The organism is Paenibacillus sp. FSL R5-0473 (assembly GCF_038004565.1).
In the GTDB taxonomy this organism is placed as follows: Bacteria; Bacillota; Bacilli; order Paenibacillales; family Paenibacillaceae; genus Paenibacillus; species Paenibacillus amylolyticus.
This window is the reverse complement of the sequence record NZ_JBBORL010000002.1, coordinates 300,016-313,371: the sequence shown is the minus strand read 5'-3', so window position 1 is coordinate 313,371 and position 13,356 is coordinate 300,016. Positions and strand designations below refer to the sequence as shown.

Below are 13,356 nucleotides of genomic sequence, written 5' to 3'. Positions count from 1 at the left end.
TTTGAAATATTGGTCTTAGTTGTTTTTATAGAGGGAGTTCCCGAACAGTTTTATGATTTCAATAAACATTACCAATTTAATGCCAAGGTCCATATAAAGAAAGACAAGCTAGTAAACAAAATGAATGATAAAATTATAAAAACCTGTAGCCAGGATGGGATACACGACGTAAACTATACAGCTCCGACACAATCTGTCGGTAGTTACTTAGGAAGCAACATACAGTTGCACTTTTGGATTATAAGTTTATAACACTCAAATTAATTAACACATGAGAAAGAAAATGCACTACTGTTAGTATGTCAGTAGTGCTCTTCTTGTTTTACTTTTTCCAGATTTCTATGAAGCCTGCTAAGGAAACGAATATGTTTTATCCTACAGACAAGATTCGAATAAGTGAAGATAAAATAGGAAAGCATTATATTCCTGAATATTGGTATGAAATTGATATTGCTATATTACACATCTGGGATGACTAGTGTCTCGTTAATTTATAGACAAGTGGCCACCTTCACTTTCACTAGAATAATATGGTAGAATGTCTGTGTTAGGTGAGGATTTAGTACTATTAGGAGGGGAAGGTAGTTGCATAGAATCAAAAGTGCTGGAAAGTGTTTTACTAAAAAAGAACTGATATATGCAAATAATGCCGCTATTAGTGAAGATAGAAATAGACAACTTAATGAAGATTATTTGGATTCATTACCGGATGATGGAGTATTCCCTATCTGTCTAGCATTTGATGAACATAACAGAGGTGAGATTAGAGTTCAAATAATCTTTGATGAAGCTGGAACAACTGGATTCTTGGATTTAACAAAGAACAGATATAATTTATTACCGACTGCAATCGTGAATAAAGATGGGAGGGTCGAACTTAAGTACACTGGTAAAAAACCATACCCAGATGATCGACCTTATGTTGAAAAAGTAAGTAGAAAGTTAGTTAGAGACAGCAGCTTTAGTAAAAGAGTATTAACCGCGTATGGAAATCAATGTGCTATGTGTGAAATTACTGATACTTCATTATTAGTGGGAGCGCATATATATCCTGCTCATTTGTGCGGCGATGATACGGTGAATAATGGAATTTGCTTATGTTCCAACCATGATAAGGCTTATGAAAGAGGACTCATCTGTGTTAATCCAGATGGGGAAATAATTATTTACAGTAAGAGCATCGAGTCAAGTTTTTTAAGAATTCGCCTTCCAAGGGATAAGAAAGATCACCCGTCTCCAGAAAGATTAAGACAAAGACTAGAACTTTCTATATCCAAACGTCGAAGTTAACTATTCTTTATTGTGTAGGCTACAGGTTACACTGGTGAAATATTTACATGGGCGGCTACTGATAGTCGCCTTTTGTTATGGCTTTAGCCAGTTGAGTGCGTGAAACGCGCGAAACAAAAAACCACCCGCTATGAACTGCACTCCAATTGTTAGACACAACTACCAATTGGAGGTGCAGTTCATTGGACGGGTGGTCCTGATTTATAGCGGGCGTATATTGAGACTCGATCCTTAATGGGATAAGATAAGAGAGATGTAAGTTCCTTACTGAAAGAGGTGTACGGCCGAAATGGATGATTTAGAATTCTACGAGCAGTGTATTCAGCGATATGCAGAGAGCCAAAGATTGGATCTAGCCGGAGCCGCGGCTTTTTTACAAGACAAGTTGCAAAACGAACCCGATGTTTTAAACCAGTTGATTTCGGTAAGAAAGCAGATGCTAACGCCGGAAGACCATAATTTGGTTCATATAGTTGGTAATAATTTTCCTACTCTAATTGGTGATGAGCATTCCGCACTTACAAGTATATTAGTAGAGATCTTTAAGGCTAGTCGGATTTATCACCAAGTTAAATCTTTTGAGGGGTATAATCCCTCACAGCCAATTTTTCAGGCGCATCCAGAGCTTTTTGATAAGCTCAGAAAAAAGTCAAACGGAAATCCTGATCTTGAGTTAATTCGATTAGATGCAGTTGGTTATAAACCGATTCCCAATTTACCTAAACACAAAACTTGTAAGTACAAAGACTCATTTCTTCATATTGATAGTTACCTCAATTCAATGGTTCCTTCTTATTTTATCCAAAAGTATGGCACCGAAAAATTATATATTCGAGTCGATCCATACACTGTCTCTAAAAAGGCACCGCCACTATCTTTAGAAGAAGAGTTTATTCAACCCCCTAATCCGTATTGGATCGAAAGATTAATAATTCATCCTGATCAACATGAAGGTAGTGAGTTGTTTTTGCCTCAATATACTGTTGATGATATACAAGAAGATGAATGGAAACGAAAGCAGTGGTGGGAATATCAAATAAGTGGCATTCGTAAATTACAAATTGTAGCCACTATGAAGAATGAAGGTAACAGAAAACATTTTAGTATGTCACTAGAGGAGCTTTCCGAGGAATCAATTAATGACGGGATGCTGATCGGAAGAATGATTCACTTGGATGCAATGGATTCTTATGACACAGAATTCGATCAGGTGAGACTTAATCATTTGGATCTAGCGATTAACATTTATACAGAAGACAGTATCGAAAAGCGAATGAATTCTACCTTGACCAAAGGTAAGCGTATTACGGACGCGACTTATCGCACTCATCTAATTCGTGCTGACGATATTATGTTCTCTGACCTGCTCGTGATAGCTCAAATCTTTTTCCAATCAAAGACAATGATTAAAGAATGGATTGATAGTCAGTTTCAGTTCGGCTCTGTCGGAGCTGAAACCGATAACAAAGAAGCTTAGAAAAGGATTAATCGCTTTAAGAATCTGTTACCCGAGATTAAGGAATATGTCGCTGGCTGAGAGGCTCATGTTGAGTAAGAAATGAAGTTTTAAATTTAACAGAAGCGGCTATCCCTATGGGCGACCGATCGTTTAGCAATTTTACTCGCTTAACAATTGAAGGTGGCTAACATCCTAAACATGCTTTATATAATAAAAGTAGATGAAACACAAGGCCCACCAAGGCTATTTCGTAGAGCAAGAAACATTATGTCATTACAAATCACCAACACAGGAACAAGCCCACTAGAAGAATAAAAACGTTTATGCTCGTTAGAATTATCACTTAAGTTTTGCTCTCAGGATACTATACAGCTTAGTTTGAGAAAGTTCTCCGATACGGAACCAAGGATTGTATGATCCGGGTTGGAAAATCGGCCGCTTATTCCTTAACGATTCTGGTCTTATCGATCATTGCCCAAGGCTTATGGGGCGGATGGGTAGGAACTGTAGTATCCGTGGGAATCGGCTTTACTGTGATAGTCTTCAAATTTGGACAATCGCGTTATAATCAGGGTCTAGTAGAACGGCTACGGCTATATACCATTCAGAAGTACGAGCCACTTCTGTAGAGCAATTGTATCTAATTAGTCATGCACCCTTTCAAAGGTGAGTAGTCCCACCAATTATTGGAGGTAATTATGGAAAAATCGCCGCCGGAGGTCGACTTAGACATTTGTAACACGGAGAAATTGATTTCTAAAATCAAAGGATTTCTATGGAATATTCGTAATTGGGAGTTAGGGCAAATAGATTCATTAGTTAAAACAGATCGAAGCTCATCCATAAAAAACATTTCTAAATACAGAGTAGTTCAAAGATTATTTCCGTGTCCAGTTGTTCTTATCGAATTACAGAATGATATTTGTGCATTGGGTTTCAGAATTGGTCAAGGGAGCTATAGCCTTGAGAAACAGCTTCCTAACGAATTTATTCTTGACCAGCTTCATGGTGCAGGTGATACATGGGATGAGATGTTTGATAAAGGTAATTCAATTGTATGGATAACTGTAAGTAAGACAAAGATTTTCAACTTAAGCTATGCCTATTCGAAGTTAGAACAAGCAGTCAAATCCTATGTTATTGATGAGGTTAAGATGCTTCATCAAATTCGTGATGAGGCCTTAAATGACATTGGATTCCACTCTATCCAGTTAACTAGGGCAACTGGAGAACCCGATATACGAATACAAGCTACAGCTCGATTTTTTAACGGTGTGTCAAAGACGCTAACTTCTGAAGATTTGGTTCTGGACATGATGAACTATTCAAAGTTGTCGAATGTAATTCCTTCTAATATTGATGATGTGATGCAGAGAGCAAGACTCTTATACGTTCATGGTTATAGCGAATGGGAGTTTCTTACTATGGCAGTACATTATGCGGTATTGTCGCTTGAAGCTTCATTGAGGTTACTATATGATACGTGGCTCGGCTCAAAACTTGTAATAATAGACGCCAAAATCAACGGAGCTCCTGTTAGTGCTAGATTGGAACCATCAAGAGATACTATATTGAAATGGTCAAATCAGCAAAAGGCTGTTAATGTTACGATTAAAGGAATGATACTTCCTCGCTCTAAGTCTAATCTAACTAATCATGCTGTTCATATTGGAGCTTTGACACAGTGGGAGAGGGAGAGAATAGATTATTTTTTGCAATTGCGTGATACCCTATCTCATCCGACAGAAACCTTTATTGAATGGATTAATTGGAGTAGAAATCACATTAATGAGATCTGTCTTCTTATAAATTTTATGTGGAGTCGATTTCTTGTTGGCATGCCGAATAACTTTTCAATTGTGTAAACAAGTTAGCTACATGGTTTAAAAGGTTTTTGTAATGGAATTTATTTAATCGAGGAGAAACAATGAACATAGACTTTGATATACTAAAAATGCTCTATCCAGTGGGAATTCTGTAACGGCAGCGGAGATACTCTATGAAGCATAGCATTGAAAATGAAGAGTATATGTATTACGAGCCAATGGACGAAGAATATTTGAAACTTAACTGCGATGCTTCGATACAGCTATAAGGATCAACTGGATTTTTTTAAAAGAGAAAGTCGCAATGAGAGTTTGATACATAAACTTATTCCGTTGGAAAGTGATCTTGGGAAATCCATTGATCTCAGTAATCCCCGGTCCTTATTTTGCTTGGACGCTAAAAAGGTAATGGATTTGGTTGAAGTTTATCAGAGTATAAACAGTAGCGCTGTTAAATCCTTTGAATTTATAGATAAAGACTTTTGGGTTAAAAAAACTAGTGGCATTAATAAGAATATAAGTTTTGATAATTATTTTTTGCTTTTTTCTATCTTCAAGCACTCGGATCCGTATATAGCGAAAAAACTCACGAGAATTTTGATAATTTTAATCGTGAGAGTTACAGATATCTTCCCTAGAATAGAAAAAGAATTATTTGCTTCAAATTTCACTGAAATGTATGGGATAAAGCATTAAATCGTAAGTGAGCTAATCAGTATGCTGATTTTTCAGCCTAAGGAGAATAAAGATAATTATTCGGATTTATTTTCACAACCGTTAGTTTACATGGGGAAAAAGGAAATTATCTTTGTACCGGCTTTAGTTAAACAGTTGAACTTACCTCGAATGATTAAACAGCAATTCGGTATTTGGAAAATAGATGATGCTTATAAAGGGAAAGCATATTAATAGAGCACTCTCAATTAATTCAAGCCTTCACGTAAACGTTGGAGGGTTAAAGCTAGAGGATGCTTTTGATGGAAAGTCTGCTGAATGTGATTTCATTGCGACTTTTGGAGACCATATCCTACTGATTGAGATGAAATGTCTTCGCAGGACTTATTCTCCTAAAGAAATTTTTCAAACTGAGCAAGAAGTTAATTATGGTGTGGAGCAAGTAAAAAGACGAGCATTAGTTTTGCAAGAGAATTGGAATAAAATTAGACAAGTAGCTACGATTGATTTACCAATTCATCCACCTGACCCAATGAAAATGATTAAGGTAGTATGTTTGAATATCTTCAATTTTACAGCTAAAGAGAGGGAAGATGTTATTATTACAGATGTCTCCTCACTTACTAAATATTTTGTGAACCCTACTGTGGAACAATTTGAGATTGGTGATACAAGAAAAAAAACAGGTGGGTATTCCCTTTGGAAAAAAGAATACCCTACTCCTTCAGAATTCAAAGAATTCCTTCTAAAACCCCATACAATTGCAGATATATACGGTAGTTTAGAACCCGATGTGAGATCATTATTGTTAATCGATAATACTAATCATCCAATAGGTTTCTTAGATTTTTCTCTCACCAGTAACCCAATTGATCTTTCAAACAAAAAAGTAAAGCCTATACGAGAAAGCTCAATTAGTGGAGAGAATGATAATCCTTTAAGAATACAGCCAAATAGATGCAGGGGTAAATAGACGCTTTCTTGAATAATTGTTGTTAGTGAAGACATTCTTCAAATGACAACACCAATTAATGAATTTATTGAAAATATAAGGTCTAAATTCTTCAAAAGGAAGTGGAAGGGGGAAGAGATGTGGCAATTGCTGAATCCGGAGGACCAACAACTCAGGCAGGAATTTTATATCAAAACGCCATCGCAGCGTTATACTTAGGTAGAATGCTTGATTCAAGATCTTTTTCTGAATCTGAGAAAGTGGCTAAAGTTAGAGTAGAGGCTCCTGAGAGTGTTGATGATATCGTAATTACATTTTCAAATGAAGTAAAGTGGTACATCCAAGCCAAGGAATCTATCTCTAAAGGTAATGGTGCAGAAAGTACATGGGGGAAATTGTGGAAGGATTTTGAGATACAGTTTACCCATCCTTCATTCAAAAAGGGGAAAGACAGATTACAATTAATCTGTGGCACATACAAGGATGAAATATATGATGCTCAGGACTTAGTAGAACGAGCTTCAAGTTGCGAAAGTTACGAGGAATGGCAAGGAAGGCTTACGACAAATCAGCTCGTATTCTTTGAACATCTCAGCAAATTCTTATCTTTAGAACTAAAAGAGAATAATGATTTAATATTACAATTTTTTATGAGCATAGATGTAAAAATAGAGCCTAGGCAGACAGTTGAGAAAGATAAGATGAGATACTGGATACCAGAATCTAATTTGTCACCTACTGTTTTGTTTTCAATCCTTCGGGATAAAGTAGGGGGTGATGCTCGGATTAGAGGATCACATACACATAAAAGTCTCCAGGAGTGGCTGCAAGACAATCAGATTGTAATATCTGAATCAGTATCACTCTCAGAATTGCGTTCTGCTGTCTATTCCTGTAGTTCTATTATAAGACATCAGAAAAACACAATAGGGAATACGGGGAAAAAGCTTTTGCGTGATAACTACAAAGATATCTCTAAGTGGCTTTTGGAAACTTCAGACAAGGAGCCTGTAGGAATACTTTTGGATCAAGCAGGTACAGGAAAAACGATTGTTATTCAAGAGGTTCTCGAGGAATTAGAGAGCCGGCAAGTCGATGTTCTGGCGATCAAAGCAGATCAGCAACTATTAGATGCCCAGAGCCTGAAGGATGTACAAAGCAAATTGGATCTTCCTGTGCGAGTGGAAAGACTCGCAGATACGTTAGCTAAACAGGGGCGATTTGTTGTATTAATTGATCAAATTGACGCTCTTTCCCTATCAATGGCCCATGATCAAGGTTCATTAAATATGGCATTAGATTTGATTTCTAGACTGCGTTCCATCCCAGGCGTGCGTATCATTATCAGTTGTCGTAAATTTGATTTTGATAGTGATCCTCGTCTTAAAAATCTTGAGAATTGTAAAGTTTTTTCTCTTGAAGAGTTTTCTAATGAAGAAGTCGAGAATTTTCTATGCGATGTAGGTGTGGATTACAAACAGTTATTACCCACAACAAAGAATTTGTTGAGAATCCCCTTACATCTAAACCTCTTCCTAATGGCTTATGAATCAGATGGAAGTAAAGAGCTGTTGCAAGAATGTAGTCTTTCAAGTCTCCAAGAACTTTACCAGCTTGTATGGGACTGGGTGATTATGAAGCACCACACCGATGCGCCAGCCGCTTGGGAACGCGAACAGGCTCTTTTCCTAATTGCAGAGTACATGGACAATACGCAAAGAATTACGGTACCAAAGTTTCTTTTTAGTAAGAAGGAAGCAAGCGCTTTAGAACGTGCCTTCCACTGGTTATTGAGTGAGGGCATTATATTAGATGAAGGCAAAGAATTGAGTTTTTTTCACCAAACTTTTTTTGATTATTGCTATGCTAGAAAATTTGTACAACAGGGAAATTCTCTTGTTGAGATCATAGTTGCTTCCCCGCAAGGTTTATTTCAGCGACCACAATTGGTGCAAGTTATGTCATATCTACGAGGTCAGAATGATAAACGTTCCTATTTTAAGCAGCTTAATGCTCTCATAGAATCTAACGATTTGCGATACCATCTAAAAAATCATCTTTATCGTTGGTTTGCTGCTCTCGCTTCCCCTACAGAACAAGAATGGAGACTAATGAAGCGGCTGTCGGAAGACTTAAATGTGCGCTCGCAACTCTTACGATTCTCATATTTTAATCCTGGATGGTTTGAATATTGGAAAACTCAAGTAATCCCTGAAATACTGGATGTGCAAGATGAGGGGTTTTTAGATGAAATGTTTGGCTATTTAACTTCAATGATTGATTTGCGACAAAGTGAAATTATTGAGTTAGTTCGCCCTTATTATAAAAAAAGTCAACGTTTAGAACAGCTTGTTGGAAGCCTAGTTTTGCAGATTCGCTCATGGAAATGCGAGGAAGCTGTAAAGTTGTTTGAAGTTTTAATGAGTAAAAGTGAACTCGATAGTGTTTCATACTTTGGTTGGGAAGAACTTGCGCAGTACGATTCGGAGGCTGTTTGCCGTATTTTAAGGAATTTTATGGAACAAGCTATAAATAACTACAGAAGAAAAAAAGAAGAGCAAATTAAAAACGAAACAAAATCCGATTCATTTAGTTTTATATCTTTTAGTGAAGAAATAAATAAATTGGATTCAACATTAATGGATGAAGCTCTTCAAATTATTGTGAACAAATCAGCGTCGTACTTCTTGGAATTGTTTATTCCTTTGTTGATAGAAGCGGTGAAGATTGAAAGCTACGAGATTCTAGAAACTGAAGAGAGTTTTATTCCCGATTCACTATTTCGTAATTGGTACGACACAAACTTTGTTAAGTTTGATGTTGTGCTGAATAGAGCGTTGGTAAAAGCTTTTATTCTCTTATCGCAAGAACACCCGCGAATATTTGTGGAGAAGATTAACTATTTGTCTAGTAATCATTATGATTCTATACAGTTTTTGATAGCACATATACTACGGCAAGTACCAGAACAACACTCCATAACAGCTCTTAATTTCGTCTTAGCTGATCCACGTAGATTAACACTTGGTAATGAAGATTTTGAAAGCAGATATCTGATTCAATCAATAATACCTTATCTTAAGGAATCAGACCATCGAGAATTAGAAAATTTGATAATATCCCGTTTGCCCTTAAATAAAAAATTGAAACTAGATAGATATATGTATTATGACCTTAGTCAGTATAGAATTCTAAGTTCGATATCTAGTGAAAACCTCAGTTCGCATGGAAAACAACGATTAATGGAGTTAAAGAGGAAATTTCCAGAGTACCAAGCATCTGATAACCCCCGCCGGATTAGAGGCGGAGCAGTAGGTGCACCAATTGATGCTGAGTCAGTGAGAAAAATGACAAATCAGCAATGGAAAAAGGCGATGACTAAATACCAAAGAGGAGTCAGACATTCTGATTGGTCAAAGGGAGGGGCTGAATCTCTGGCTCGACTGCTGCAGGAGCAAGTGAGGAAAGAACCTGAACGATTTATAAACTTTTTCTCAGTAAATAAAGATGACTTTGACCACAACTATGTGCAGGCAGTGTTAAATGGACTAGCTGAATCTATCATTTCAGGAAGTGAATTCTTTGCTGCTATCAGTCTTTTTGAAGGGTATGATGATCGAAATATACGGAGAACTATAGCATGGTCTGTTGAAAAACGAGCAGATGAAGAAGTACCGGAGCGGATTATAGGCCTCTTAATTAGTTATTTCTACGATATATCCTTAATAGAAGCATCTTATACTGAAGACCCGGTATCAGGTTATCATGACTCAGTTCGTGGAGCTGCCATGAATGCGTTGATGAAGATATATCGTGAGAAGGATAAGGATAAGTGGAAAATCCTTGATTATGCTGTCGGTTGCGAGGATATTTCTTTAAGGGCTGGTGCTATTTATGAATTGATATATATGATTCAAATAGATCGTGAACGTTCATTAGATTTATTTGAGAAAGCAATTGAAGGGAATCCTCAGTTATACCGTATAACTTATACAAATGATTTTTGTTATTGTGCAATGGGTCAGCCATTTGAACGTCTCATTTCTAAGTTAGAGGCATTTATCACTGATGAGAAGGATGAGATTCAACAAAGCGGTGCTGAACTTGTTACTTTATCTTTAATTTCTGAGAATCTCTTTGAGAGTCAATATGTTAAAGAGCAAGTTATGACCTTACTAACAAAAACGATAAATGGTAATCCTTATCATCGTCGAGGTGTTGCGCGAATACTTTCATATAATTTTCCGGATAATGTCTCCACTATTCTTGTAGATGGATTACTCCAGCTAATGAACGATGAGGACGAAGAAGTTCAGCGTCAGATTAGTTTTTTATTGCTCGATATTAAGAAAAACTGCAAAGAACTAAGACAAGAAATTCGGACGATACTTATGGCATTTGCAGGCTCAAGATCAATGACATACGGAGGGAAATTAGGTGAAATCTTATGGCAACATGCTACCGATTATCCAGAGTGGACCCTTCTTGCTATCAGTGAGATTATGGGTAATGAGCATCTTCGTAATAGAGATAATTGGTACCTTGATTCAAGAAAATTAATACTTGCCGTAATAAACATCTACACAGATCCCTTATCAGATGAGGTCCTACAGAACCGAGCAATGGATATATTCGATATATTAATGAATTCTTTTTCCATGCATGCCCAGGGTATCCTTGCAGAGTGGGATCGTCGTTAGGGAGGATAATGTGAATAACCTGACAAATGATTGAAACTACGTTTTCTCACCACTTCAAGGTGTACAGAGTATAGCGGAACGATACAAGCTGGGAAAAGTTCCGGATGGAGCGAGACAACATCATTCCACTTTTTGACTAAGCCGGTACGACTAGCATCATTAGAGGTGAAGTTGGTCGGTGAAACAGATATGACGCTGGGCTAGGAAGAAGATAAAAAGCAGTGCGGTACTGGATCCGGATGAACAGGACAATAGAGCGGATGTATCAGGATCTGAATTTGGCATTCCGGACGTACAATATGGAACAGAATACCAATTTAAAGTGGCTAACGAAAATTTCTGAATCGGAGATCTTTCATCAAACTACTCGAATGAACCAAAACGCCAGTAGGTTGCTGTCACGGGACAAGAATATTGTGTCATTTATTATTTAAATATTACCAGTAGTAGCGTGCCTGGAGCAAATAGAAGTGGCAACTTAAGGCGGCCTGGTATGGGCGAGATCTTCAGATCGCCGATACCTTAGAGCCGATCATTCAGCGATGCCAAGTGTGCGAGACGCTCCATCCCGAGGTAGAAATTCGTTATGCTGTTAGTACTGGATAAGGTTGTTTCATTATTTAGTAATCCAAACCATAGTACCGGATGGAATAATGGGGAAAGTAATTTACACGAAGAGAAAGAACGATTAAAAAGAGAGGCTTATGATACCGCTGAGGAAAAACGGAAACAGGCCAATGATTCAAAAAGAATGTTTGTAAAAACAAGCTAATTATAATGCTAGGTACTCGCAATCAGAATGGAATCGAGCAGTTCGAGATGAAAGGGAATATCAGAGGGTCAAACGTAATGCAGATTCGTTATAGTTTGAATTGAACAAGTTGATAGACACTTATCACTATAAACTCATTATAAATTCTCAAAGGAGTGGCTTACTTTACAAAAGCGGAAAGCTGCCAAATGTAAAAATACAATTCCTACTTATTTTAATACATTCTACAATCGAAATTACACTTCAGAGGATGGTGTTAGTAATGGCCAAAAATACGATGTTAGTGTTAAATAGAACCGCTCCTAATATACCTAACTATGCAAATCAGATTGTATCAGATTATGAAAAGGCAAGCGAGGAATGGACTGGAATTTTATCCGATCCAAAAAGTAAAACAGTAGATGGCTTAGCTCAATTGATCAATAAACACACTGACACTTTCTTAGAACTAAACACAACCGGTACTTGGGAAGATGCCATGGTATGGAGTGCATTTATGTATTATTATGATGCACAAACAGGCTTGCAATTCGAAAGTGGAATGCATATACAATTAATAATTGATGCATTTCATAAAAGTGACTGTTCCTCATATGTTAAACGAACAGTCGATTATGCATATTATGTCCTTCGCGACAAGAAAATCGAGAAGTAATTGGAAATTTCATAGACATGGACGAGGAAGACGCTGGTGAAGAAGGCACTAAGCCAAATTTATACGTTTCTCGACTGTCACTTAAGGAGGTTACTTACTACTTGGGTTTTACCTTACAAAATGTTTAAATGCACACATTAAACCGAGTGAATGGTGATCACGAATCTGCAGTTGGTGTAACGAAAGAGTTAGCTAAACTCTTACTAGAGAAGTTATTATTCGGTAAGTTTATCGATATATTGAACCTCTTAAAGGAATATAAAACTATGAACTGTTGTTGAGGACCCCCTAAAGAAAACATAGAGGGTAGACAGACTGATGTGCTACCTCGCGAAGTTTAAAAAAGTGACCGTTTCTAAGTAAAAACGACCGCATTTAAATTCTTTTACTATTTTTTCAATAATTTTTTGGTCTTTGAATTTATCAGATGAGTAGATAGTAAGAGGACAGCAGTAACAGTAAGAATAGCTACAGTGAGGTATTGAATCATAATTGATTCCTCCTAGAGAATATCTTTTTTTGTTCCGTATGGCCTGTACATCTATACATTATAATATCAATATTTTTCTTTTTAAGCCATTAAGTAAATTATGATAATTTAAAAGTCCAGCGAGGTATAAGCTAGTGCTCTATGTGGATATTCTGACAACAATGTATTAAGAATTTTTGGTATACATACATTTGTCATGACTATGGTTTAGATGAATAGAACAAAGGGGACATTCATTTGAAACGAAAAGTAAATCTTAGAATGATAGCTTGCATAATTAATATTTCAGGACTTGGTATGGTGATAGCATATCTTATCATTAATCACAGTTTGCTGCTCGATGTTATCATTGTAACCTCTTTAAATGCTGTTACACTTCCATACCTTTACAAGGCCAGCTAAAGGAAATTAAACGGATATTGTTTGATAGAGATGACGAAGACTTCCGAGGTAGTAATTTTGTTTAAACTACTACTTTTTAGCACTTCAGGAACTCTGTTCTATCTTTGAAATGTAAGTTAGAACAGAAATTGGCTT

9 protein-coding genes are annotated in these 13,356 nt (G+C 36.8%); all 9 read left to right on the top strand.

Annotated features, from left to right (window positions below; translation table 11 throughout):
* The first annotated feature begins 585 nt into the window (after nt 1-585).
* A complete protein-coding gene (locus tag MKY28_RS31230; protein ID WP_340938440.1) occupies nt 586-1,290 on the top strand; it encodes an HNH endonuclease in 705 nt (234 codons plus the stop codon).
* 289 nt (nt 1,291-1,579) lie between these two features.
* Complete coding sequence (locus MKY28_RS31225; RefSeq protein ID WP_340938437.1) at nt 1,580-2,767, top strand: hypothetical protein; 1,188 nt, start codon at nt 1,580-1,582, stop codon at nt 2,765-2,767.
* 680 nt (nt 2,768-3,447) lie between these two features.
* On the top strand, nt 3,448-4,614 hold the full coding sequence (locus MKY28_RS31220; protein WP_340938435.1) for a hypothetical protein: 1,167 nt from the start codon (nt 3,448-3,450) through the stop codon (nt 4,612-4,614).
* A gap of 210 nt (nt 4,615-4,824) precedes the next feature.
* A complete protein-coding gene (locus MKY28_RS31215; RefSeq protein ID WP_340938434.1) occupies nt 4,825-5,271 on the top strand; it encodes a hypothetical protein in 447 nt (148 codons plus the stop codon).
* A gap of 21 nt (nt 5,272-5,292) precedes the next feature.
* Nucleotides 5,293-5,484, top strand: a complete 192-nt coding sequence (locus tag MKY28_RS31210) for a hypothetical protein (RefSeq protein ID WP_100527998.1) — start codon at nt 5,293-5,295, stop codon at nt 5,482-5,484.
* A complete protein-coding gene (locus MKY28_RS31205) occupies nt 5,459-6,223 on the top strand; it encodes a hypothetical protein (RefSeq protein ID WP_340938432.1) in 765 nt (254 codons plus the stop codon). Before MKY28_RS31210 ends, MKY28_RS31205 begins: the two co-directional genes overlap by 26 nt.
* 119 nt (nt 6,224-6,342) lie before the next feature.
* Nucleotides 6,343-10,902, top strand: a complete 4,560-nt coding sequence (locus MKY28_RS31200) for an NACHT domain-containing protein (protein ID WP_340938431.1) — start codon at nt 6,343-6,345, stop codon at nt 10,900-10,902.
* A gap of 586 nt (nt 10,903-11,488) precedes the next feature.
* Entirely contained in the window at nt 11,489-11,674 is a 186-nt protein-coding gene (locus MKY28_RS31195; RefSeq protein WP_340938428.1) for a hypothetical protein, read from the top strand.
* 262 nt (nt 11,675-11,936) lie between these two features.
* Nucleotides 11,937-12,329, top strand: coding sequence for a hypothetical protein (locus MKY28_RS31190; RefSeq protein WP_340938426.1), 393 nt, complete (start codon nt 11,937-11,939; stop codon nt 12,327-12,329).
* The last annotated feature ends 1,027 nt before the right edge of the window (nt 12,330-13,356 follow it).